Origin of the sequence: Pseudomonas sp. PKS (genome assembly GCF_051913525.1) — a bacterium.
GTDB lineage: Bacteria > Pseudomonadota > Gammaproteobacteria > Pseudomonadales > Pseudomonadaceae > Aquipseudomonas > Aquipseudomonas guariconensis_D.
Window position 1 is genome coordinate 117,027 of record NZ_JBEGDO010000002.1, and the last position, 21,763, is coordinate 138,789.

Sequence of the window (21,763 nt, forward strand, 5' to 3'; positions counted from 1 at the left end):
TGCAATGGGTATCAGAGTTGATGTGCTGCCACTGGATGTGAACACGCCAGGCCACGGCCTGCTGCGGATCACCGGCTGGGAGGGTGCGAGCGAAGGGTTGCAGTGCTCCCTGCAGAGCAGCCAGACCCACGACTTCCTGCATGAAGGCAAACGCTGGGGCAATATCGCCCACTGGTTCAGGCTGGACAGCCTGGTCGCCGTCGAAGGCACCGAAGCGATCGAAACCCGCATCGGCCCTGACCTGATCGACCCCTTGCTCGAAGCCAGCGGCACGGCAAACTTCCGCATCGAGGTGAGCCATCCCGAGCAAGGACAGAGCGACATGGGCATGGTGCGGATCAACCCTGCCGTCATCGGCTCGGCGTCCGGAGGGCCTGCACTGGAGCAACCTGTCGCCCCTGTCACGCCACCACCACCTGCAGCACCGGTCGAAGTCGTCGCCCCGCCTGTGGAGACCGTAGAGCCGGTCGTCGAAGCGCCGGCTCCCCAGCCGGAGCCAGCCTCTGCGTCCTATGCCCCGGTGGCACCGGCCCCTGCGAAATCCGGCAATCGCTGGCTGCTGCCGCTGATTCTGCTGATTCTGATCGCCGCGGCCGCTGCAGCGGCCTGGTGGTGGTTCACCCAGCGCCAGCAGCCGGCACCCGTGGAGCCGCCAGCGGCCGAGCAACAGGCTGCACCGGCGGCGGAGCCGGCCAGCGCCGCTGCCGCGCCCTGCACCCTGGAAAGCATGCAAGGCCAGGCAGAATTGGCCTTCGTCCAGAGCTGCATTCAGCAGGCACCGGACAGCGCCAAGCTGCTCGACGTCATCAATACCGCCAAGGCCAACAACCACTGCGGCGTGGCCCAACGCCTGTACGCCAACCGCGCCCAAGGCGGGGACGTGCAGATCGCCATGGCCTATGCCCATGAGTACGACCCCAAGTACCACCAGGCCAGCGAATGCTTCAAGGCACCAGACAACGCCACCGCCGCCTACTGGTACGAAACCATCCTCGGTTTCGATGAGAACAACGCCGAAGCCAAGGCGCGCTTCGAGGAGCTCAAGCCATGAGCCTGCGCGGCCTCGGCGTCGCCCTGCTGGCCTTGAGCCTGAGCCCGGCCCTGCAGGCAGCGGATAAACCGCTGCTGCAGGACGGCAAGAAAACCCTGTTCCAACGCGTGCTGACCACCCCAGGCTGCAAGCTCAGCGATGCCGCCGGTGCGGCGCCCGGCGCTGCGCAGCCAGCCTTCAGCCGTTTCTATGTCTACGAACGCGCCCAAGCTGACGGCCATGAATGGCTGCGGGTCGGTCCCGACACCCAAGGCAAGAGCATCGGCTGGCTGCCCGGCGACTGCACCGTCGCCTGGAAGATGCAGCTGACCCTGGCCTTCACCAACCCGGCCAACCGCGACCGCTTGCTGTTCTTCAAAGAGCGCAGCCAGCTCGAAGGCATCCTCGACGCGCCGGACCCGGTCAGCCAGATCGCCCCGATTCGCGCCAAACTCAAGCACAACACCGAAGCCCCTGGCGTACTGGCCCAGGAGCCTGAGTTCTTTGTCGACATGCAGAAGAACTTCTACCTACTGCCCGTGCTCAGCGGCGAAGAGGTGATGACCGAGGAAGGCTTCCGCACCCGCATCCTCAATGTGGCCTCGGTGAGCAAAGCCCAGGAGCAGGGCGCGCAGACCGCGGGGGCGGCCAGCCCGACGACCAAGACCCAGCTCAAGGCCTTCAGCGCAGCGGTGGTGTTCGTCATCGACTCGACCATTTCCATGGACCCGTACATCGACCGCACCCGTGAGGCGATCAAACGTGTCTACGCGCAGATCGAAAAGGAAAACCTCGGTCAGCAGGTCAAGTTCGGCCTGGTCGCCTACCGCTCCAGCACCAAGGCGGTACCGGGCCTGGAGTACGTCAGCAAGATGTACGCCGACCCCAACACCGTGAAAGACGGCGCCGACTTCCTGTCCAAGGTCGCCGACCTCAAGCAGGCGAAAGTCTCCAGCAGCGCCTTCGACGAAGACGCCTATGCCGGCGTCATGCATGCCGTGGACAAGGTCGACTGGAGCCAGTTCGGCGCGCGCTACGTGGTGCTGATCACCGACGCAGGCGCCATCGATGGCGGCGACAAGCTGTCGAGCACCGGCCTGGGGGCCGAGCAGGTGAAGATCGAGGCAAGCAACCCAGGCGTTGCGCTCTACACCCTGCACCTGAAGACCCCGAGCGGCGCCAAGAACCACAGTGCCGCCGAGGCTCAGTACCGCACCCTGTCGAACTACCCCGGCACCAACACCTCGTTGTACTACCCGGTCAATGCCGGCGACGTGGAGGCCTTCGGCCGCAAGGTCGACAGCCTGGCCGCGGCCATCACCCAGCAGGTCAAATCGGCCTACCTGGGCGAGGACGCCATCGGCAGCGCAACCAACGCCAAGGCCGATCCGGCCGACAAGAAGATGCTCGAAGATGCCGCGCTGATCGGCCACGCCATGCAACTGGCCTACCTGGGCAAGACCACCGGGACCCAGGCACCGCCGGTGTTCCAGGCCTGGATCAGTGACCGCGATCTGATCAAGCAGAACGTACCGACCACCGACGTACGGGTGCTGTTGACCAAGGCCCAGCTCAGCGACCTGAGCGATGTGCTCAAGCAGATCCTCGATGCCGCCAACGAAGGCATGATCTCGCCCAGCGACATGTTCGCCCGGCTGCGCTCGGTGGCCGCGACCATGGGCACCGACCCGAACCAACTCAAGCAAGGCGCGACCACCCGCGTAGCCGACCTGGGCGTACTCGGCGAGTACCTGCAGGACCTGCCCTACCAGAGCGAAGTGCTCAACCTGGACGAAGAAACCTGGAAAGGCTGGGACGGCCTGGCCCAGGAAAAATTCATCCGCAACCTGAGCACCAAACTGCGCCATTACCAACGCTACAACGCCGACGTGGACCGTTGGGTGGCCCTGGCGCCAGGCGCCGACAGTCGCGACAACGTCTACCCGGTGCCACTGGAAATGATGCCCTGACCCACCATGCTCGAAATCAAGGGACTGAGCGTGGTCCGTGGCGACGGACCACAATCGCACCGGGTACACCTGGACGAACTGCACCTGCGCCCAGGCGAAGTGCGAGCGATCACTGGCGAAAGCGGCTGTGGCAAGAGCACCCTGCTCGAAGCCATCGGCCTGCTGCTCAAGCCTGAGCGGCTGACGCACTACCGCCTGGGGCCGCAACGAGAGGATGTCGCCCGACTGCTGGCCGAAGACCGGGAGCCTGCGCTGGCCGCCCTGCGCTCGCGGGCGCTGGGTTTCGTCCTGCAGAACGGCGGCCTGCTGCCGTTTCTGAGCGTGCGCGAGAACATCCTCCTGCCCCGGCGCCTGCTGGGCCTTACCGCCCACAGCGCCGCCGTGGACAAAGCCATCGCCGCCCTGCGTCTGGAGCCCTTGCTGGGCAAGCTGCCCCAGGCCTTGTCCATCGGCGAGCGCCAGCGGGTGGCCTGTGTCCGGGCGATCGCCCATGAACCGCGCGTGCTGCTGGCCGACGAACCCACCGCAGCGCTCGACCCGCACAATGCCCAGCGCCTGTTCGAGCTGTTGCTGAACCTGGTGGCCGAGCTGGGTATCGCCGCCCTGGTGGTATCCCACGACTGGGCACTGGTCGAGCGCTTCGGCCTCAAGCGCCTGGGCGCGATCAACGGCGAGGGGGAGACGCGCTTTGAACCCATGGCATGAGCACCTTGGCCTGCTGGTGCGCCTGACCCTGGCCGACCTCTGGCACGACCGTAACGTCTCCCTGTGCATGGCCGCCTCGCTGATGGCGGTGATCGCGCCGTTGCTGTTGCTGTTCGGCCTCAAGCATGGGGTGGTCAGCCAGTTGCAGGACGAGTTGCTGCGTGACCCACGCAACCTTGAAGTGAAGATGCTCAGCAGCGGCCACTACGACCAGGCCTGGCTCGAGCGCCTGCAGCAGCGTCCGGACGTGGGCTTCGCCATCGGCCAGACCCGCTCGCTCAACACCCAGGCCGACCTGCTCGGTGAGCATGGCCGCTTTGCCGACAACGTCGAGGTCATCCCCACCGCAGCCGGCGACCCGCTGCTGGACAGCGGGCTGAGCGCCTTGCAGGGCGACCAGGTGATCCTCAGCGAGCGCGCCGCCCAGCGCCTGGACGCCAAGGTCGGCGGCACGGTCCGCCTGCGCGTGGCCCGGCGCCTGGACGAGGTCAACGAGCGCGGAGAACGCACCCTGCAGGTGCAGGCCATCGTCGACAGCGTGCGCTTCGCCCGGCCAGCGGCATTCGTCAGCCCGCAGCTGCTGCTGGAGCTGGAGCGCTACCGCGATGGCTACCGCGTGGCAACGCTGGGCGCCAGCACCGGGCAAGCGCTGGACGGGGTCAAGATCGGTTACGCCCGCGCCCGCGTCTACGCCAAGGACATCGACAGCGTCGCCCCACTGGAGCGCTGGTTGAATGAGCAGCGCATCGAAACCGCCAGCCGTCTGGCGGAGATCGAAAGCGTGCGGGCCATCAACCATGTGCTGGGGCTGATCTTCGGCGTCATCGCCGGTGCGGCGCTGGTCGGCTGCATCGCCTCGCTGGTCGGGGCCTTCCTGGCCAACATCGATCGCAAGCGCCGCCACCTGGCGGTGCTGCGACTGCTGGGCTTCGGCAGCTGCGCCGTGGCCGGCTACGTCGTGCTGCAAGCACTGGTGCTGAGCCTGGTCGGCTATCTGGGCGGGCTGGGCGGTTACTACACCGGCAGCCTGCTGTTCGACCAATTGCTGCGCACCAGCCAGGCCACTGGCGCCTTCATTTGTCACATCACCGTCTGGCATGGCCTGGTGGCCTTGCTGCTCGCCTTCCTGGTCGCCGGCCTGGTCGCCTTGATCGGTGCCTTGCGGGCAATACGGATTCAACCTGCGGAGAGTCTGCGTGAACTCTAAAGCCTGCCGCCTGCTCCTGGCGCCACTGGGTCTCGGCTTCCTGCTGCAAGCGTCTGCGGCAACCTGGGACGAGAAGTTCTACAACCCGATGGCCGAGGCCGACGACGTGGTCCTGCCCATGCCCTGCGACGGCGCCATGGTGTTTCGCAAGGTGCTGATCCCTGTGGCCGGGCCGCTGGACGATTACCCGATCAACATCGGCCAGGACAGTGCCGAATGGGGTTACGTGGAGCAGACCCGCCCTGCGTTCATCGCCGGCAGCTTCACCAGCGCCAAGGGCGAAAAGTCGCGCTACTACCTGCTGGCCAAGTACGAGATGACCCAACTGCAGTATCGCGCCCTGATGGACGAAACCTGCCCGACGCCTTCGAACAAGCAGCGCCTGCCAATCGTCTCGGTCAGTTGGCTCGACGCCCTGCAGGCCGCCGACAAATACAACCGCTGGTTGCGGGCCAACGCCGCCGACAAGCTGCCCCGTGAAGACGGCGCGCTGGGCTTCCTGCGCCTGCCCACCGAGGTAGAGTGGGAGTTTGCCGCCCGTGGTGGGTTGCAGGTCAGCACTGCCGAGTTTCGCGACAATCGCTACCCCATGGCCGAAGGCCTGAACGCCTACGAATGGTTCGCCGGGGCACAATCGGCCAACGGCCAGTTGCAACTGAGCGGCCTGCTCAAGCCCAACCCCCTGGGCCTGCACGACATGCTCGGCAATGCCAGCGAGATGATGTTCGAGCCCTTCCGCCTGAACAAGCTCGACCGCCAGCACGGTCAGGCCGGTGGTTTCGTGGTCCGCGGCGGCAACTACCTGACCAGCGAGGGCGAACTGCGCACCGCCCTGCGCCAAGAGGAGCCTTACTACAACGCCGAAGGCCCGGTGGCGAAAAAGACCAACGGCCTGCGCCTGGCCCTGGTCTCGCCGACCCTGACCTCGCGCGACCGGGTCAAGAACATCGAGAAGAGCTGGGCATCCCTGGGCAGTGACCAGCCGGCGCCCCAAAGCAAGGACAAAGGCACGGTCAAGGCGCTTGAAGAACTGGCCTCCGGTGTCGAGGACCAGGCGCTCAAGAACCAGCTCAAGAACGTCGAGAACCAACTGCGCGCCAGCAACCAGCAACAGCAGGAAGCCCGCGACCAGGCGATCCGCGCCAGCCTCAACCTGGGCGCCTTCCTCTGCACCAAGATGCTCGACGATGGCCAGTACCTGGACTTCTTGCAGAAGAACTACGCCAGCAACTGCAAGGCCGGCGAAGAAGACCCTACCTGCGGCATGCGCAAGACCAAGCTCGACGAACAGAGCGCGCGCCTGCACAAGCTCAGCCGCTACTACGCAAGTTCGCTGGTCGAGTCCGGCTCGCTGTATGGCCAGGACCTGTTGCAGGCACAGGTTCCTGTGCTCGAAGGGGTGCTGACAGCCAACAAGAACCTCAAGGAACTGACGCCCTACCTGCGTACCCACTGGGCCAACCAGGTGTCATTCCTCAAGACCCAGAAAATCGATACCACCGCATGGCTCGACAGCTGCAAAGCCGTGGCGCACTGACAACAACACCGCAAGGAATCGAAACCGTGAAGCACAACAAACCCGGAAGAATCAGCCAGTGGATCTGCCTGGCCCTGGCCGCCACCCTCGTCCTGACCGGCTGCGCCAGCACTGGCAGCTCCATGCTCGGCGGCAACGGCGGCACCGCTGACCCGCGCTTGAGCGCAGGCAATGACGCCAAGTTCTTCAGCACCTCCGGCTACCAGGCCTGCGCCGTGGCCGCCGGTGCCGGTGTCTTGGCCTGTGCCCTGTCGAACTCCGGCAACAAAGCCGCCTGCGCGGTGGTCGCCGGCCTTGCCGCCTGCGGTGTGGCCATGGGCGCCAACTACTACCTGGACCAACGCCGTAGCCAGTACGCCGACACGACCCAACGCCTGAACGTCATGACCACCGACGTACAGAACAAGACTGCCCAGGTCGCCGAACGTACCAACACGCTGCAACGGGTCATCGCCGATGACAAGGCACAGATCGCGGCCATCCAGAAGGACATACAGAGCAAGACCGTCAACAAGGCCAAGGCCCAGCAGGACATCGCCAACATCGACCAGAACATCACCCGGATGCGCAAAGACGTGACCAACATGAAGGCGACGGTCAGCGAATTCGAAAAAGTGGCCCAACTCGAACGCCAGAACGGCGCCAACCCCGAGGAAGTCCAGAAGGTCGAGGCGGAGATCGCCAAGATGAACGCCAAGGTCGCCTCGCTGCAGCAAGAGGTCGATGGCCTCTACAACCAGCGTTCGGCCATCACCCTGGGTTGAGGACGGGCCTATGTTCGTACGTCACTGCCTATGCCTGCTGCTGCTCGCCGGCCTGACCGGCTGCGCCACCACCGCGTCCCAGTGCAAGGCCTCCGACAGCAGCGCCAGCCTGATTGGCAAGCTCAACTGCGACTATGGCGGCGGCTACGCCGATGAAGTGCGCAGCAGCGAACAGGACTTGCGCGCGGCCCAGGAGCAGAACCGCCAGTTCAACCAAGTGTATGACCAGCTCAGTGCCCTGCAGGCCTCCACTCGCCAGGACCTGCAAACCCAGCGCCGTCAGCAGGCGAGCCTGGAGCAATCGCTCAATGGCCTGCTCGCCACACTCAAGAAGCGCCACGCCAACAAGGCCGACGTGCAACAACAGATCGCCGGGCTCGAGCAACGTCTCAAGGCCGGCCAGGCGGCGCCGGCGAGCAATGCCAGCAGTGCCCAGGTCGAAGCCCGCAAGCAGGAGCTCAAGGCGCTGCAGCAGCAGGTCAGCCGCCTGCAACTGAGCCTGGGTTACGAGTAAGTCCCCCGGCAGCTTCGGCTGCCGGCTTTTTTCAGGATACCGACATGCAGCGGGTCACCCGTGACACCAGCCCGGCCCAGGATGACCCGAAGCCGCTAGAACACGCCATGGCGATCATCGTCAGGCATTTCCCTCCCAGCATCGCGCACCTGTTCGCGACCCCACGCACCGGCCAGGGCGGCGTACGTGAATGGTGGTCGGAACTGGAGGGACAGCCCCGCCGTTTCCATGAACTCGATGCCGACCAGCAACAGGCATTGCTGGCGCTGTACGAACAGCGCCAGGACGCCGTGCGCCAGTTGATCGGCGAACTGCAGGGGCGCGGCCAGCACGAAGAGGCCACGGTCCTGCAGCGCCTGATCGGGCCCGCGAATATGGACAACCTCTACAGCATCAACGGCTACCCGCTGGTGGTCCGTTGGGGTCAACCGGTTCCCCCTTCCGCCACAGCCCCCGTGCCGCCACCGCCGCCACCTGCGCCCGTGCCGGTGCGCCGGCGCTGGATATGGCTGCCATGGTTCCTGCTGCCGTTGCTAGGTTTGCTGCTCCTGGCACTGGCCCTGTGGTTCGGCTGGCCCTACCTGCAGCGCTGGTTGGATACCCGGTCCGTGCAGCAGCCATACGCCTGCGTCAAGGACGCCCAGGTGCAGCCACCGGAATTCGCTGTAGTGCTCGACACGTCAGGCTCTATGCGCCTGAGCGTCGAAGCCACGGCTGAAGACGAGCAATGGTTCTTCCAGTACATCAACGATCTGGCCGTCGACCCGCAGCGCTTGGCGCAGATCACCCGCGCACCGGTGCGCATGGACGTCGCCAAGGCCAGCCTGACGCACCTGATCGAGGACCTGCACCCGGCCATCGACATGCGCGTGGTGACCTTCGATGGCTGTCGCGCGCCCTTGGACCATGGCGTGTTCACCCCTGCCCAGCGTCCAGCACTGATCCAAGGCATCCAGGCCCTGGAGCCCAACGATGGCACTGCGCTTAGCGCCAGCCTCGATGTCGCGGCCCGGGCCATGGACGGACGCACCCGCGACGGCATGATCGTGATGTTCGTCGATGGCCCCGACGGCTGCGGCCAGAACGCCTGCGCGGTGGCCGAGCGGATCGCCCGCGAGCAACCTAGGCTGCGGGTCAACCTGATCAACATCAGCAATAACAGCCAGGCCAACTGCATCGCCGAGCGCACCGGTGGCCGGGTCTATTCGGCCGACAACGCCTCGCAAATGGCCGCTGCGCTCAAGCAGGCCAGCGAGGAGGTTTCCGGTTCGGCCAATTGTGATTAGGACATTCCATGCAACGGGTACTCCGAGACACCCACGCCAGCCAACACGCCGCCACCGCCCTGGAACAGACGGTGGCGCTAATTCGCCAGCACTTTCCACCGAGCATCGCGCACCTGTACGCCATTCCGCGGCAAGGACGTGATGGCGTACTGGAGTGGTGGTCGGAACTTGCCGGACAGCCCCACCTGTTCGACACCCTCGGCCGCGGCCAGCAAACGGCCCTGCTCAAACGCTACGAGCAACGCCAGGCCGCCGTCGAGCAACTGGCTCAGGAGCTTGAGCGGCGTGGCCAGGCAAGCGCTTCGGCGGCGCTGCGCACGCTGATCGGCCCTCCTGATCTGAACAACCTTTACAGCATCAACGACGAGCCGCTGGTGATTCGTTGGGGGCAAGTGGCGCTTGTGGCTTCTCCACCACCGCCTGCGCCGCCACCTGTAACTGAACCGCTACCGGCAAAGCCCACGCCGGCTCCGGTGACAAAAGTAATCGCCGTGGAACGCAGGCCCCTGCGGCTGTGGCCCGGGCTGCTGCTCGGCCTGCTGCTGGCCCTGCTCTATGGCCTCTACCTCAGCTGGCCAGACCTCTACCAGCGTTGGCAGGCCTACCGCCAGACAGCCCAGGTTTGCACACCCGGGGATACCTTCGAGCCGTCCGAATTCGTCGTGGTGCTGGACACGTCCGGCTCTATGGACACCCGCATCCGCGTCAAGCGCGAAATTGACCCGTGGTACATGAGCCTGCTGGCGAAGATCCCGATCGTCGAGGAACTCCTGCCCAGCAGCGCCCCCGAGCGGGTCACCCGCATGGACATGGCGAAAACCTCGCTGACATCGGTGATCGAGAACCTGGACAACAGCGTGGCCATGCGCCTGGTGACGTTCGAGGGCTGTGGCCGACCGCTCGACCACGGCGTGTTCGGCCAGCGCCAGCGCGCCGTGCTGATCGACAAGGTCGCGGCACTCAAGGCCCGAGGTGGCACCGCCCTGGGGGACAGCCTGGGCGCCGCCGCCTTGACAATGAATGGCCGGGATCGAGATGGCGTGATCGTCATGTTCGTGGACGGTCGCGACAGTTGCGGCACCAGTGTGTGCGAAGTGTCCGAACAGATCGCCCAACGCCAGCCGCGCCTGCGCATCAACGTGGTCAACATCAGTGCGGCCACCGGCTCCAACTGCGCGGCCAGCAATACCGGCGGTCGCGTTTATACCGCCAATGACGCTGCCGCAGTGGCAGAGGCGCTCAAGCAGGCCAGCCGGGAGGTGAGTGCGGGGGGTTGTTCCTGACGCCCATGACGTTTTTCAATCGAGTCCATGCCGTTTCCTGCATTGCCGTGCAGGCTGCCCTGCCGGATGCTTTAGTTACTCCGACACATCGGTTTTCACCCCGCAGAGGCCCGTATGAAGAACGTCGAACAAATCCTCAAGACCAAGTCCCAGCATCAGACCGTCTACACCATCGGCCCTGACGACTCGGTGCTCGACGCCTTGAAGCTGCTGGCGGAGAAGAACGTCGGTGCCTTGCCGGTGGTGGAAAAAAACCAAGTGGTGGGGATCGTCAGCGAGCGCGACTACGCCCGCAAGCTGGTGCTCAAGGGGCGCTCATCGGCGGCGACGCCAGTACGCGAAATCATGAGTGCACCGGTGGTCACGGTCGAGCCCAGGCAGAGCCTGGAGTACTGCATGAACCTGATGACCGACAGGCACCTGCGCCACTTGCCGGTGGTGAGCAACGGCAAGTTGCTCGGCCTGCTGTCGATCGGCGACCTGGTCAAGGAAACCATCGCCGAACAGGCCAATCTGATCATGCAGTTGGAGCAGTACATCCGCGGTGATTGATACCCGCTGAGTCGCCGCACTCGTCCGTTCGGTTCTTAGGGCTGCCGTGCGTCCCGTCGCAGCGGCCCCATGCCCTTGGCTCCTGGACTCTAGTGGTATGCGCGCTCCAACTCGTCCAACTGGTGGTCGAAGCTGCGCAGGCGCGCTGACCAGGTGTACACCAGCACCTCGAGGTCGCGATTGAGCACTGCGGTATTGCCGCCATCACGGCCCTGGGGGTCGCACAGGTCCAGTTGATAGCGCTCGCGCGCCATGGCCGTGGCTACGCTGGAAAGGTCGCGGGCGTTGGCCAGCCAGCGGTGTTGATGGTCACGGATCTCGCGGTCCAGCTCCCGGCACTGACGCTTGAGCGCGTCCAGACTCTGCTCCAGGGGTGTGCCCTTGAGCTCACCCATGACCTCCTCGAAGGTCCGCCCAGAATGCCAGTAGCTTCCCCAGAAATAGCGATCGAAAACCGTCTCGACCCGACGCAGGGCGACCTTGGTGTTCCAGATGGTCACCAGCGTATGCCCCTGGATCACCTCGCGCTTGTTCAGGCGCAACTGCTGCCAGGCGATCCAGGCCAGTGCGCAGAGCGCCACCGCCGCCGTGATGGCGGCGGCGGCATACATGAACTGCAGCGCGTGGTCCATGGAGTGGACGTGGCGGATGCCGTAGAAATAACCGGCCGTCAGCGTGCCCAGGATCGTCACGGAGCACCAGAAACCTGATGCGTAGGGATCTTTCATCGCGCTATCCCCTGTTGTTTTACCTGAGCATAGCAACGGTCAATTCACCCATCAGGTGCCACTCGGCGCTTTATTTGCGGGGGCGACGCAAGGCCTCGTTGAGTTGATCGAACGGCACGGCCCAATCGGCGTCCTCTATCACGCTCTCCTTGAGAAAGGCCCGCTGGGACTCGGTCCAGAACGGCGCATCCACCAGCTTGATCTCGTTCTTGAGTGGTGAATGCGTGGTGATGAACTTGTCGATGCTCTCGGCATCGTCCGCCAGCCCCAGCTGCTTGAACAGTTCGGCGAACGGATGGTTCGGTGCTTCCATGGTGCCTCCTCGGGCCGGGCGGCCATCCACGACGCCGGCCCGGCAGTGGGTTGATGATCATCAGCACAGTTCGCGCACTTCGGCGCGCGGAACCAGCTTCAGGTATTGCTCCATGCTCATGTGGATCAGGTGATCGTGATCCCCCGCCTCCAGGTAGACATCACCCTGGCGGGTAAGGCTCGGGTCGAGCAGCATTTTTATGTCATAGGCATCGCCCAGTGCTGGCACGGCACCGCGCTCGCAGTCGCCGAACAGGCTCGGCAGGCCACTTTCTCGGGTCAGTTGCCAGGCACCGGACATGCGCACTTTGCTCATGTCCAGATGGCGGTTGGCCGGTAGCACGGCCATGATGTAGTTGCCATGCCGGTCATCGAGCATCACCGACTTGGCGACCCGCTCGGCAGGTACGCCGGCCGTGCGCGCCGACTCAAGGCTCGTGGCCGAGTGAGGATGGGGAATGATGTCGTAGTCGCAGTTGGCCTTGTCCAGGCGCTGCTGCAAGGTTTTGGCCATACGCATGATGCACCTCCGGTTTACCCCCATCTAGGAAGTTTAGGCCCAGGTCCGGCGGCTACGACTAAACTTCGGTGACAGGCCCGGACAAGGTGACGACAGGTGATCGCTCGCGGCTGGCGCTGGCTGCTGCTGATGCTCGTGCTCGGCATGGTTCCGAGTGGCCTGGCAGTGCCCGGTGCCAGCGTCTGGTTGCTGGATGTCGATGATGCTATCGGCCCGGCCACTGCCGACTACCTGGTACGCGGCCTGGAACAGGCACAGGCGCAAAACGCGCAACTGGTGGTGATCCGCTTGGACACGCCCGGCGGGCTGGACAGCGCCATGCGCCAGATCATCAAGGCGATTCTCGCAAGCCCCGTGCCCGTGGCCAGCTTCGTCGCCCCCAGCGGCGCCCGGGCAGCCAGCGCCGGCACTTATATCCTCTATGCCAGCCACGTGGCCGCCATGGCGCCAGGCACCAACCTGGGCGCCGCCACGCCGGTGCAGATCGGGGCGGCACCACCGGGCAAGCCTGAGCCCAACGCGCCACACGAAGACGACACCCTGGCGCGCAAGCAGGTCAATGATGCCGCCGCTTACATCCGTGGCCTGGCCCTGTTGCGCGGGCGCAACGCCGAGTGGGCAGAGAAGGCCGTGCGCGAGGCAGTCAGCCTGTCGGCCAGCGAGGCGGTGCGCATCAAAGTCATCGACCAGGTGGCCAACGACCTCCCGGACCTGTTGAAGCAACTGGATGGCAAGCCCCTCATCGCTGCCGGCCAGCCGCGCCAATTGCAGACTGCCGGCGCCGCCATCGTCGAGCACCTGCCGGACTGGCGCACCCGTCTGCTGGCGGTGATCACCAATCCCAGCGTGGCGCTCATCCTGATCATGATCGGGATCTATGGCTTGCTGTTCGAGTTCATGAACCCGGGCTCCGGCGTTGGCGGTGTGATCGGTGGCATCTGCCTGTTGCTGGCCCTGTACGCGATGCAGTTGCTGCCGGTGAGCTATGCGGGTGTGGCGCTGATCCTGCTGGGCGTGACCTTCATGATCGCCGAGGCGTTCTTGCCGAGCTTCGGTGTGGTCGGCTTCGGCGGCATTGTCGCGTTCGTGGTCGGCGCGGTGATCCTCATGGACACCGACGCGCCGGGCTTCGGCATTCCCTTGGGGCTGATCGTCGCCTTGGCGGCGGTCTCGGCACTGCTGCTCGGTGGCGTGCTGGGCATGGCCATCAAGGCCAGGCGACGCGCCTTGGTCAGTGGCGATGCCGGGCTGGTGGGCAGCCTGGTCACGGTGACCCAGGTGATGGCGGACAACCCGTTCTGCGGCTCGGTACAGGCCCAGGGCGAACAATGGCAAGTCCAGTGCGCGACCCCGTTGCAGCCTGGGCAACATGTGCGCGTGACGGCCCGCCATGGCGTGATGCTGGAGGTCAGTGCCACCGCACCCGCCGCGCAAGGAGAGTGAAGATGTTCGTTCAATTCGGTTTTGGCGCCTTGCTGGCGGTCATCGGCCTGCTGTTGCTGTCGGCCCTGCGCATCCTGCGCGAGTACGAGCGGGGCGTGGTGTTCCAGCTGGGACGCTTCTGGCAGGTCAAAGGACCGGGCTTGATCATCCTGATCCCGGGGATCCAGCAGATGGTGCGGGTCGATCTGCGCACCGTGGTACTCGACGTGCCGCCCCAGGACGTGATCACCCGCGACAACGTCTCGGTCAAGGTCAATGCCGTGTTGTACTTTCGCGTGCTCGACCCGCAGAAGGCGATCATCCAGGTGGAGGACTTTCTCAGCGCCACCAGCCAGCTGGCCCAGACCACCCTGCGCGCGGTACTCGGCAAGCATGAGCTGGACGAACTGCTGGCCGAACGCGAGCAGCTCAACTTGGACATCCGCCAAGTGCTCGACGCCCAGACCGATGCGTGGGGCATCAAGGTGGCCAACGTCGAGATCAAGCACGTTGACCTCAATGAATCGATGGTCCGCGCCATCGCCCGTCAGGCCGAAGCCGAGCGTGAACGGCGGGCCAAGGTGATCCACGCCGAAGGTGAACTGCAGGCCTCGGAGAAGCTGATGCAGGCGGCGCAGATGCTAAGCAAGGAGCCAGGAGCGATGCAGTTGCGCTACATGCAGACGCTGGGGGCAATTGCCGGGGACAAGAGCTCGACCATCGTGTTTCCGCTGCCGGTGGACTTGCTCAAGGGGTTGGTCGATAAACCGCGTTGATCCTCGCTGCAGCCCTCACAAGCTCGACCCCGAGCCTGTGGGGGCTGCAAACGGTTCAGACCGGCGCGCGGCGCAAGGTCGCCAGAAACGCCGCCGCACCGATGAACAAGCCGGCAAACGTGCGGTTCATACGCTTTTGCTGCTTGGGCGTGCGCAGCAACCGCAATACGCGGGCCGCCAAGCCCGTGTAGCCGGCCATGACCAGCATGTCCACGGTGATCATGGTGGCGGTGATGGCCAGGTACTGGGGCACCAGCGGCGCATGCGGATTGATGAACTGCGGCAGCACCGCGAGCATGAACACCAGTGCCTTGGGGTTGCTGACGTTGACCAGGAAACCGCGGAACACCAGACTCATCGGCTTGCCGATAGGCCGCACGCCCGAAGTGTCATTCATGTCCATGGGCAAGGCGCGCCACTGTTTGTAGGCCAGGTACACCAGGTAGGCGACGCCGAACCATTTGATGAGCTGGAAGGCGGTGGCCGAGGCGGCAAGGATGGCGCCCACACCGGCCGCGATCACGGCGATCTGCACGATCAGGCCCAGTTGCAGGCCTAGGGCATTCCAGTAGCCACGCCAGAACCCGTACTGCAGGCCACTGGACATCGAGGCGATCGCCCCGGCACCCGGCGACAGGCTGATCACCCAGCACGCGGCAAAGAAGGCCAACCAGGTTTCCATCGACATCGCACACCTCGCTCGGACATATGTTGCAAAACGTTAAGCTAAGGCGTTGGTGAAAAAATCACCAGCGATTTTTCGGGGTTGCTGTCATGCAGGTGCTGGCTTGTTCGCGGGCAAGCCCGCCTCTACCGAGGTCATCCTGGGGCCTATTCGCGGGTACAGCCGCATTATTGGAGCACCGGTAAACCCTGTGGGAGCGGGTTTAGCCGCGAAGAAATCAACACCGTCAACGGGTCAATCCGCCTCGACCGGCTCGCCCTTCGACACCGTAGCCACTTCGGTCCCCCGCCAACGGCGCACGGCTTTCTGGAAGAACTGACTGTTCGGCACCTGCACCAGCGCCCCGCCCGCCTCGGGCGTTTCCATCAGCGTGGTGTACAGCAGGTTGATGGCGATCACCCGGCCTTTGACCCCCGGCTTGTCGAGGGTGTCCACCAGCTCGACCACATCACCGATACGAAATGGCCCGACGGTGAAGATCAGCACCGCGCACAGCAAGTTGGAGAGCACGCTCCAGATGGCGAAGAACGCCACCGCCGCCACCGCGACGAAGCCTGACAGCGCCGTCCACAGTACCGTGGCCGAAACGCCCAGGCGCTCGAGCACGAACAACAGCGCACTGCCCATGATCAGCCAGCGAAGACCACCACGCACCGGCACCAGCAGCTCGGGTGGCAGCGGATAGCGGTTACCCAGCCGACTCAGCCCACGTGCGATCACACGCTGCAAGATGAACGCGGCGATCAGGATCAGCAGGATCTGCAGCCCAAGCCAGAACGCGTCCATCCATTGCCCTGGCAGCAGCGAGCGCAGTTCCTCCATCAGGACAACGCCTCCAGCTCGGCCTGCATGGCCTCGAGGGTTTCCAGCGCTTCCATCCAGGCTTCTTCCAGCTCGCCCTCACGCTGCTTGAGCTTGGTCTGACGAGCCAACAGGTCACGCAGTTCGTCCTTGCGGGACGCCTCATACAGGCCACCATCACCCAACGCCGTTTCGATCTCGGCCAGTTGCCCATGCACCTGGTTCAGCTCGGTCTCGAGCTTCTCGGCGGCACGCTTGTGCGGGGCAAGTTGCTGACGCAACGCGGCGGCGGCCTGGCGCTGGGCCTTCTTGTCGGTCTTGTCTGGGTTGGCCGGGGCATTGCTGACCGGCGCACTGCGTTGGCGATAGTCGATCAACCACCGGCTGTAGTCGTCCAGGTCACCGTCGAAGGCTTCGACCTTGCCATCGGCCACCAGCAGGAAGTCGTTGGTGGTGCTCTTGAGCAGGTGACGGTCGTGGGAAACCACCACCACCGCGCCACTGAACTCCTGCAGGGCCATGGTCAGGGCCAGGCGCATCTCCAGGTCCAGGTGGTTGGTCGGCTCGTCGAGCAGCAGCAGATTCGGCCGCTCCCAGGCGATCAACGCCAGGGCCAGGCGCGCCTTTTCGCCGCCGGAGAAGTTCACCACCGGCTCGTCGACGCGGTTGCCGTGGAAATCGAACCCGCCGAGGAAGTCGCGCAGGGTCTGCTCACGTTCGGCCGGCGCAATGCGCTGCAAGTGCAGCAGGGGGCTGGCCTTGTCGTCCAAGGAGTCGAGCTGGTGCTGGGCGAAGTAGCCCACCGCCAGGTTCTCACCCCGCACCAGGCGCCCGGCGATGGGTTCGAGCTCACCAGCGAGGTTCTTGATCAGGGTCGACTTGCCGGCGCCGTTGGGGCCCAGCAGGCCGATGCGCGCACCGGGCGCCAGCTGCAGCTTGACCTTCTCCAGGATGGCCTTGTCGCCATAGCCCAGACGGCCTTCGGAAAGGTCCAGCAGCGGGTTGGAGATTTTCTCCGACTCGCGGAAGACGAAGTCGAACGGCGAGTCCACATGGGCGGCAGACAGCTCCTCCATGCGCTCCAGGGCCTTGATCCGGCTCTGCGCCTGACGGGCCTTGGTGGCCTGGGCGCGGAAGCGGGCGATGTACTTTTCCATGTGCGCGCGGCGGGCCTGCTGCTTCTCATAGGCCTGTTGCTGTTGCGCCAGACGCTCGGCACGGGTGCGTTCGAAGGCGCTGTAGCCGCCTTTGTAGAGGTTGAGCTTGCGCTGCTCGACATGCAGCACGTGGTCGACCACAGCGTCCAGGAAGTCGCGGTCGTGGGAAATCAGCAGCAGCGTGCCGGGATAGCCCTTGAGCCAGTCCTCCAGCCAGAGGATGGCGTCCAGGTCCAAGTGGTTGGTGGGCTCGTCGAGCAGCAGCAGATCGGATGGGCACATCAGGGCCTGGGCCAGGTTCAGGCGCATCCGCCAACCGCCGGAGAAGTCGCCGACGCGCCGGTCCATCTGCTCGGTGGTGAAACCCAGACCTGCCAGCAGCTTACGCGCGCGCGCATCGGCGGTGTAACCGTCGGCGCTGTCGAGCTCACTGTGCAGGCGCGCCACGGCGGTGCCATCGTGGGCCGCCTCGGCGACAGCCAGGTCAGCCTGGATCTTGCGCAGGCGCACGTCGCCGTCGAGCACATAGTCCACCGCCAGGCGATCGAGGGTGTCGACCTCCTGGCGCATGTGGGCGATGCGCCAATCGCCAGGCAGTTGGCAGTCGCCGGCATCGGGCGACAGCTCACCGCGCAGCAAGGCGAACAGGCTGGATTTTCCGGCACCGTTGGCGCCGATCAGGCCGGCCTTGTGACCGGCGTGCAGGGTCATCTCGGCGCCTTCTAGCAAGCGCTGCGGACCACGCTGTAAAGTGAGATTCGATAGTCTGATCATGATGGTCGCGGAGTCTATCAGCTTCCCTTCTGGGCACACAGGCCACCTTGACCACTGGCGAGTCCGAACATGCAGAACGAATTGTGGAATCACGCCCTGGCGCTGTATCGACAGCCCGGGGTCGAAGCGGCCTGCCTTGCACTGCAAGGGGCAGGCGCGGATGTCTGTCTGCTGCTTTGCGGGACTTGGCTGCAGGCCCGCCGTGTCGCACCCGATGCGCTGCGCGCGGCTGCGCTACAGGCCATTGCCGGCCCATGGCAGCAACAGGTCGTGGTGCCCCTGCGCGTGGTGCGCCAACAATGGCGCGAAGCTGCGCAAGGCGATGCGCAGTTGGCGTCGCTGCGGGAGCAGGTGAAGGGATTGGAGCTGGAAGCGGAGCGCACCTTGCTGGCGCGCCTGCAGGCGTGTGCGGGGCAATGGCCTGCGGACCCGAGCAGCCCGCCAGACGACTGGCTGCAATGGCTGGTACCCGAGCAAGCCCGTGACCACGACGCGCTGCATCAACTGCGCGCCGTGGCCAATGGGCTTCAGGAGGCCGACGGCGCCGACTGAGCCGGGGTGCTGGCCGGTGCCGGCGACGCGGCGGCAGGCGCTGCCGAGTTGGTCGCTGGCGCAGGGCTGCTGGTCACCGGTGCGGCAGGCTTGGCTTCTGCTGGCTTGCTGGTGGCAGGCTTGGCCGCAGCTGGTTTGGCCGGGGCCTTGCGCGCAGCAGGCTTGGCAGCCGTGGTCTTGGTTGCGGCCGGTTTGGCGGTAGTCGCCTTGGCTGCGGCCGGTTTGGCTACGGCGGGCTTGGCTGCGGCGGGCTTGGCGGCTGCAGGTTTGCCGGTAGCCGGTTTGGTCGCTGCGGCTTTGGCAGCCGGCTTGGCGGCGGCTGTCTTGGCGGTGGCCTTGGCAGCGGCTGGTTTTGCGGCCGGTTTGGCAGCGGCGGTACGGGCGGCAGCCGGCTTGGCGGCAGCTTTGGCCGGAGCCTTGGCTGCAGGCTTGGCAGCGGCTTTCACCGAAGCCTTGGCCGCCGGTTTGGCAGCGGCTTTCACCGGAGCCTTGGCAGCTGCGGTCTTGGCAGCGGTAGGTTTGGCAGCGGCAGTCTTGGCGGCTGGTTTTGCCGTCGCCTTGGCAGCCGGACGGGCAACGGCTTTGGTCGCTGCCGGCTTGGCAGGTGCCTTGGCGGCCGACGCGCGCTGGTCGAGCGCCTTGCTGGCGGCCTCGCGCACTTTGCCAACACCCTGGGCAAGTTTCAGGCTTTCCTGGGCGTCACGTTTAAGTTGCTGGATATAAGTGCGAGTCTGCGCTTGACGCTCCTTGAGCGAGTCGAGCAGGTCCTCAAGTTCAGCGGATACTTTATGCGCCTTGTTCTGAGCCTTGGCTTTACCGGCCTTGGCGGCATCCTGCAACTTCAGGCGTGCGTTGTGTAGTTTTTCCTGGGCTTTGCCGCGCTGTTTTTCCAACTTGGCCAGCAGTTTCTCGGCATCCGCGAGCGCTTGCGAGCAGGCATCTTCCAAATGTTCGAGCAGACTACCCGAAAGTTGCTGGAGCAGGTGCAACGGCGTACTGACTGGCTTCTTCTTGGCCGACATGGTTTACCTCCTGGCTGACGAGATTGCGGCTCATACTATGCTTCTGCTGCTACCGCCGCTAGGGCATGTGGACAGTATTATGAACGCCGCGTTGCATGCCTGGGCAAAGTTGTCATCTTGCAGCTCGGTGCAAGTGTAGTTGCCCAATAAAGTGTTGCTGATATTTACACATCTTTGACCAACAAGGCTGGCATACTTTGCGCTCATCGCAGCAGGAGTTGACCGTGCCTCGTTATCTTGTTCTCGGCCTGTGCCTGGCAGCGCCTTTGGCCTGGGCCAACCCTGAAGCCCCCCCCTCCAACCACGACCTGGCCTACAGCCTCGGCGCCAGCCTGGGTGAACGCCTGCGTGACGAAGTGCCCGGCCTTGAGCTCGACGCTCTGGTCGAAGGCTTGCGCCAGGCCTACCAAGGCCAGCCACTAAAGCTCGACAAGCCGCGCATGCAAGCCATCCTCCAGCAGCACGAAGAACAAGCCAGCGCGGCCGCCGAACAGGCGCAGATCGACAAAAGCCTGGCTGCGGAGAAACGCTTCCTGACCAACGAGCGGGCGCGTGCCGGCGTTCACGAGCTGCCAGAAGGCATCCTCTACAGCGAGCTGGCAAGCGGCACGGGCAACTCCCCCAAGGCCGGTGGCAAGGTCCAGGTACGCTACGTAGGAAAACTGCCGGACGGCTCGGTGTTCGACCAGAACCAGCAGCCCCAATGGTTCAACCTGGACTCGGTGATCGAAGGCTGGCAAGTGGCATTGCCGCACATGAAGGCAGGGGCGAAGTGGCGATTGGTGATCCCATCGGCGCAAGCCTATGGAGCCGAAGGTGCGGGCGACCTGATCGCGCCCTACACTCCCCTGGTCTTCGAAATCGAACTGCTGGCGGTGGCCGACTGACGCCTGCCCTCAGGCCTGCACCGCGCCCTCTTCCTTGTGCGCGTTGTGCAGCACCTCGATCAGGCAGTCCTCGAGTTCGAAGCGCTCGTGCAACAGACTGCCGAGCTCGCCCAGTTTCTTGGAGAAGCGCTCGGGGTCCTTGCACTCGCCCTTCTCGCAATGGTCGTTGAAGGCCAGTGCAATCTGGGTGATGTCGTTGATTCGCGGGTTGATCTGTTCGGCAAGCTGCAGGGCACCCTCGTCACCGAATGCCTTGGCCTCCGTGACCAGTTGCTCACTCACTTCGAAATGCCAGGCCGAAACGTAGTCGACGAGCACCGCGCAGAAATCACGGTTCTTGTCCTTGTCGGCAAAGGCCGGCTTGGCGTCACGCAAGGCGCGGAAGGCCTGGACCAGCTCCGCTCGTTCCTGGAGCCAACGGTCGATCAGCTTGTGAACCCCACCCCAGCGTTCCTGAGCGTTCTGACAACTATCGAGCATGGCGATCTCTTCCCTTCTGGGTAGATGCCGCTGCACCTCGTGCGCTAATACCGCGGCACAAAGGTGACATCAGCAGGACGGCATCGAGCAGTTGTGTTTTCGGTATGCGTGCTGCGAGATTATTCCCGCACGTGCTGGGCTTCAAGGTACGCAGTGGACAAAGTTCATACAAGTGTTTAATACACTGGCAGGACACCGCTGGTCGTACGATCCCGTGACGATTTGCCCTGGATCAACCTTTGCCGAGTTTGCGCATGCGGTAGCCCAGCAACCAGCTCAACGGGAGGGCCGACAAAGACAGGAACGCCAGCAGGCTCCACTCGGGCAAGGTCAGGTCGACGAAGCTCCAGGTCAGCGAGGTGCAGTCGGGGCCGCCCAGTACCAGCATCTTCAACGCCTGGTCCCATGACTGCTCAAGCATCCACACGAATGGCATCTGGCAGGCATCGGCCGTCAGCCCCGCCCCTTGCAGCCAGACATGCCTGGATGCCAGCAGCGCACCACTCAACGAACAACCCAGCGCCAGCACCGCATAGTTGCGCTTGCCGACCACGCCCGGCGAGTGCAACACCGCGCACAAGCACACCCATGCGTACAACCCAAGCAGTAAACGCTGACTGAAGCACAGGGAGCAAGGCACCAGGCCAAGGGTGTTTTCGAGACAGAACGAGGCAAGCAGGACCGCCGCCGAGGCGAAACCGCCAATCAGGAAAAAGGTGCGCAAGCGGGCCGGCAGCATGAGCGAGTAGGTCCCGGATCAAAATGAAGTAGCCCGGAACGGTAGTGGAAAGAGGCGCTT

The 21,763-nt window shown here is 64.6% G+C and carries 23 protein-coding genes; 14 read left to right on the plus strand and 9 right to left on the minus strand.

All coding sequences use genetic code 11. The features are described from left to right. Positions 1 to 4 precede the first annotated feature (4 nt). The 10 genes from ABOA88_RS02810 to ABOA88_RS02855 all read left to right on the plus strand — a co-directional run bounded on the left by ABOA88_RS02810 (position 5) and on the right by ABOA88_RS02855 (position 10,848). Complete coding sequence (locus tag ABOA88_RS02810) at positions 5 to 1,051, plus strand: hypothetical protein (RefSeq protein WP_182816733.1); 1,047 nt, start codon at positions 5 to 7, stop codon at positions 1,049 to 1,051. Beyond that, a complete protein-coding gene (locus tag ABOA88_RS02815; protein ID WP_274092806.1) occupies positions 1,048 to 3,000 on the plus strand; it encodes a vWA domain-containing protein in 1,953 nt (650 codons plus the stop codon). Before ABOA88_RS02810 ends, ABOA88_RS02815 begins: the two co-directional genes overlap by 4 nt. Positions 3,001 to 3,006: 6 nt before the next feature. Beyond that, positions 3,007 to 3,705: an ABC transporter ATP-binding protein gene (locus tag ABOA88_RS02820; protein ID WP_196167975.1), complete on the plus strand. Its 699-nt coding sequence runs from the start codon at positions 3,007 to 3,009 to the stop codon at positions 3,703 to 3,705. Then, the gene (locus tag ABOA88_RS02825) at positions 3,689 to 4,912 is read left to right on the plus strand and encodes an ABC transporter permease (RefSeq protein ID WP_367850604.1); all 1,224 of its coding nucleotides are present in this window, start codon (positions 3,689 to 3,691) and stop codon (positions 4,910 to 4,912) included. The genes ABOA88_RS02820 and ABOA88_RS02825 overlap by 17 nt, the downstream gene beginning before the upstream one ends. Then, positions 4,902 to 6,449 carry a formylglycine-generating enzyme family protein gene (locus ABOA88_RS02830; protein ID WP_367850603.1) on the plus strand — a complete coding sequence of 516 codons (1,548 nt, stop codon included), beginning with the start codon at positions 4,902 to 4,904 and terminating at the stop codon, positions 6,447 to 6,449. Before ABOA88_RS02825 ends, ABOA88_RS02830 begins: the two co-directional genes overlap by 11 nt. 26 nt (positions 6,450 to 6,475) lie before the next feature. Next, positions 6,476 to 7,213: a hypothetical protein gene (locus tag ABOA88_RS02835; RefSeq protein WP_196167977.1), complete on the plus strand. Its 738-nt coding sequence runs from the start codon at positions 6,476 to 6,478 to the stop codon at positions 7,211 to 7,213. 10 nt (positions 7,214 to 7,223) lie between these two features. Further along, entirely contained in the window at positions 7,224 to 7,727 is a 504-nt protein-coding gene (locus tag ABOA88_RS02840; protein ID WP_196167978.1) for a hypothetical protein, read from the plus strand. Positions 7,728 to 7,771: 44 nt separating this feature from the next. After that, complete coding sequence (locus ABOA88_RS02845; protein WP_367850602.1) at positions 7,772 to 9,013, plus strand: VWA domain-containing protein; 1,242 nt, start codon at positions 7,772 to 7,774, stop codon at positions 9,011 to 9,013. Positions 9,014 to 9,021: 8 nt separating this feature from the next. After that, positions 9,022 to 10,296, plus strand: a complete 1,275-nt coding sequence (locus ABOA88_RS02850) for a VWA domain-containing protein (RefSeq protein ID WP_367850601.1) — start codon at positions 9,022 to 9,024, stop codon at positions 10,294 to 10,296. 114 nt (positions 10,297 to 10,410) lie between these two features. Continuing rightward, positions 10,411 to 10,848: a CBS domain-containing protein gene (locus ABOA88_RS02855; RefSeq protein ID WP_196167981.1), complete on the plus strand. Its 438-nt coding sequence runs from the start codon at positions 10,411 to 10,413 to the stop codon at positions 10,846 to 10,848. An 89-nt stretch (positions 10,849 to 10,937) separates the two neighbouring features. Here the strand turns inward: ABOA88_RS02855 and ABOA88_RS02860 are convergent, their stop codons facing one another. The 3 genes from ABOA88_RS02860 to ABOA88_RS02870 form a co-directional block, all read right to left on the minus strand. Then, positions 10,938 to 11,576: an NADH:ubiquinone oxidoreductase subunit N gene (locus tag ABOA88_RS02860; protein WP_070094711.1), complete on the minus strand. Its 639-nt coding sequence runs from the start codon at positions 11,574 to 11,576 to the stop codon at positions 10,938 to 10,940. A gap of 70 nt (positions 11,577 to 11,646) precedes the next feature. Next, entirely contained in the window at positions 11,647 to 11,889 is a 243-nt protein-coding gene (locus ABOA88_RS02865) for a DUF2789 domain-containing protein (protein WP_196167982.1), read from the minus strand. A 60-nt stretch (positions 11,890 to 11,949) separates the two neighbouring features. Next, positions 11,950 to 12,408, minus strand: a complete 459-nt coding sequence (locus tag ABOA88_RS02870) for an aminoacyl-tRNA deacylase (protein WP_043208200.1) — start codon at positions 12,406 to 12,408, stop codon at positions 11,950 to 11,952. Between the two features lie 96 nt (positions 12,409 to 12,504). On the opposite strand from ABOA88_RS02870, the gene ABOA88_RS02875 reads away from it, so the two are divergent. Together ABOA88_RS02875 and ABOA88_RS02880 are read left to right on the plus strand one after the other, a co-directional pair. Then, positions 12,505 to 13,851 (plus strand): NfeD family protein, encoded by a 1,347-nt coding sequence (locus ABOA88_RS02875; RefSeq protein ID WP_196167983.1) that lies wholly within the window; start codon positions 12,505 to 12,507, stop codon positions 13,849 to 13,851. Between the two features lie 2 nt (positions 13,852 to 13,853). Then, positions 13,854 to 14,606, plus strand: coding sequence for a slipin family protein (locus ABOA88_RS02880; protein ID WP_043208196.1), 753 nt, complete (start codon positions 13,854 to 13,856; stop codon positions 14,604 to 14,606). A gap of 55 nt (positions 14,607 to 14,661) precedes the next feature. Here the strand turns inward: ABOA88_RS02880 and ABOA88_RS02885 are convergent, their stop codons facing one another. The 3 genes from ABOA88_RS02885 to abc-f all read right to left on the minus strand — a co-directional run bounded on the left by ABOA88_RS02885 (position 14,662) and on the right by abc-f (position 18,023). Next, positions 14,662 to 15,294: a LysE family transporter gene (locus ABOA88_RS02885; RefSeq protein WP_090344276.1), complete on the minus strand. Its 633-nt coding sequence runs from the start codon at positions 15,292 to 15,294 to the stop codon at positions 14,662 to 14,664. A gap of 231 nt (positions 15,295 to 15,525) precedes the next feature. Next, positions 15,526 to 16,113 carry a mechanosensitive ion channel family protein gene (locus ABOA88_RS02890; RefSeq protein ID WP_070572070.1) on the minus strand — a complete coding sequence of 196 codons (588 nt, stop codon included), beginning with the start codon at positions 16,111 to 16,113 and terminating at the stop codon, positions 15,526 to 15,528. Beyond that, a complete protein-coding gene (gene abc-f, locus ABOA88_RS02895; protein ID WP_196167984.1) occupies positions 16,113 to 18,023 on the minus strand; it encodes a ribosomal protection-like ABC-F family protein in 1,911 nt (636 codons plus the stop codon). The genes ABOA88_RS02890 and abc-f overlap by 1 nt, the downstream gene beginning before the upstream one ends. A 69-nt stretch (positions 18,024 to 18,092) precedes the next feature. Between abc-f and ABOA88_RS02900 the strand changes: the two genes are divergently transcribed. Further along, positions 18,093 to 18,575 carry a TIGR02444 family protein gene (locus ABOA88_RS02900; RefSeq protein ID WP_367850600.1) on the plus strand — a complete coding sequence of 161 codons (483 nt, stop codon included), beginning with the start codon at positions 18,093 to 18,095 and terminating at the stop codon, positions 18,573 to 18,575. On the opposite strand, the gene ABOA88_RS02905 is transcribed toward ABOA88_RS02900, so the two are convergent. Then, positions 18,551 to 19,597, minus strand: coding sequence for an AlgP family protein (locus tag ABOA88_RS02905; protein WP_367850599.1), 1,047 nt, complete (start codon positions 19,595 to 19,597; stop codon positions 18,551 to 18,553). The genes ABOA88_RS02900 and ABOA88_RS02905 overlap by 25 nt on opposite strands. A gap of 224 nt (positions 19,598 to 19,821) precedes the next feature. Here ABOA88_RS02905 and ABOA88_RS02910 point away from each other — a divergent pair, with 224 nt between their 5' ends. Next, complete coding sequence (locus tag ABOA88_RS02910) at positions 19,822 to 20,484, plus strand: FKBP-type peptidyl-prolyl cis-trans isomerase (RefSeq protein ID WP_367850598.1); 663 nt, start codon at positions 19,822 to 19,824, stop codon at positions 20,482 to 20,484. Positions 20,485 to 20,493: 9 nt separating this feature from the next. Here ABOA88_RS02910 and ABOA88_RS02915 read toward each other — a convergent pair whose 3' ends face one another. Then, a complete protein-coding gene (locus ABOA88_RS02915; protein WP_043213381.1) occupies positions 20,494 to 20,964 on the minus strand; it encodes an Rsd/AlgQ family anti-sigma factor in 471 nt (156 codons plus the stop codon). Between the two features lie 232 nt (positions 20,965 to 21,196). Then, a complete protein-coding gene (locus tag ABOA88_RS02920) occupies positions 21,197 to 21,703 on the minus strand; it encodes a disulfide bond formation protein B (protein ID WP_196167988.1) in 507 nt (168 codons plus the stop codon). Positions 21,704 to 21,763: the final 60 nt, after the last annotated feature.

Bases quoted from the DNA above. Each gene is read 5' to 3' on its own strand.
- ABOA88_RS02855 (WP_196167981.1), top strand. From the start codon at position 10,411: ATGAAGAACGTCGAACAAATCCTCAAGACCAAGTCCCAGCATCAGACC.
- ABOA88_RS02885 (WP_090344276.1), bottom strand. From the start codon at position 15,294: ATGTCGATGGAAACCTGGTTGGCCTTCTTTGCCGCGTGCTGGGTGATC.
- ABOA88_RS02870 (WP_043208200.1), bottom strand. From the start codon at position 12,408: ATGCGTATGGCCAAAACCTTGCAGCAGCGCCTGGACAAGGCCAACTGC.
- ABOA88_RS02860 (WP_070094711.1), bottom strand. From the start codon at position 11,576: ATGAAAGATCCCTACGCATCAGGTTTCTGGTGCTCCGTGACGATCCTG.
- ABOA88_RS02890 (WP_070572070.1), bottom strand. From the start codon at position 16,113: ATGGAGGAACTGCGCTCGCTGCTGCCAGGGCAATGGATGGACGCGTTC.
- abc-f (WP_196167984.1), bottom strand. From the start codon at position 18,023: ATGATCAGACTATCGAATCTCACTTTACAGCGTGGTCCGCAGCGCTTG.
- ABOA88_RS02905 (WP_367850599.1), bottom strand. From the start codon at position 19,597: ATGTCGGCCAAGAAGAAGCCAGTCAGTACGCCGTTGCACCTGCTCCAG.
- ABOA88_RS02815 (WP_274092806.1), top strand. From the start codon at position 1,048: ATGAGCCTGCGCGGCCTCGGCGTCGCCCTGCTGGCCTTGAGCCTGAGC.
- ABOA88_RS02850 (WP_367850601.1), top strand. From the start codon at position 9,022: ATGCAACGGGTACTCCGAGACACCCACGCCAGCCAACACGCCGCCACC.
- ABOA88_RS02865 (WP_196167982.1), bottom strand. From the start codon at position 11,889: ATGGAAGCACCGAACCATCCGTTCGCCGAACTGTTCAAGCAGCTGGGG.
- ABOA88_RS02820 (WP_196167975.1), top strand. From the start codon at position 3,007: ATGCTCGAAATCAAGGGACTGAGCGTGGTCCGTGGCGACGGACCACAA.
- ABOA88_RS02900 (WP_367850600.1), top strand. From the start codon at position 18,093: ATGCAGAACGAATTGTGGAATCACGCCCTGGCGCTGTATCGACAGCCC.
- ABOA88_RS02920 (WP_196167988.1), bottom strand. From the start codon at position 21,703: ATGCTGCCGGCCCGCTTGCGCACCTTTTTCCTGATTGGCGGTTTCGCC.
- ABOA88_RS02915 (WP_043213381.1), bottom strand. From the start codon at position 20,964: ATGCTCGATAGTTGTCAGAACGCTCAGGAACGCTGGGGTGGGGTTCAC.
- ABOA88_RS02880 (WP_043208196.1), top strand. From the start codon at position 13,854: ATGTTCGTTCAATTCGGTTTTGGCGCCTTGCTGGCGGTCATCGGCCTG.
- ABOA88_RS02845 (WP_367850602.1), top strand. From the start codon at position 7,772: ATGCAGCGGGTCACCCGTGACACCAGCCCGGCCCAGGATGACCCGAAG.
- ABOA88_RS02840 (WP_196167978.1), top strand. From the start codon at position 7,224: ATGTTCGTACGTCACTGCCTATGCCTGCTGCTGCTCGCCGGCCTGACC.
- ABOA88_RS02810 (WP_182816733.1), top strand. From the start codon at position 5: ATGGGTATCAGAGTTGATGTGCTGCCACTGGATGTGAACACGCCAGGC.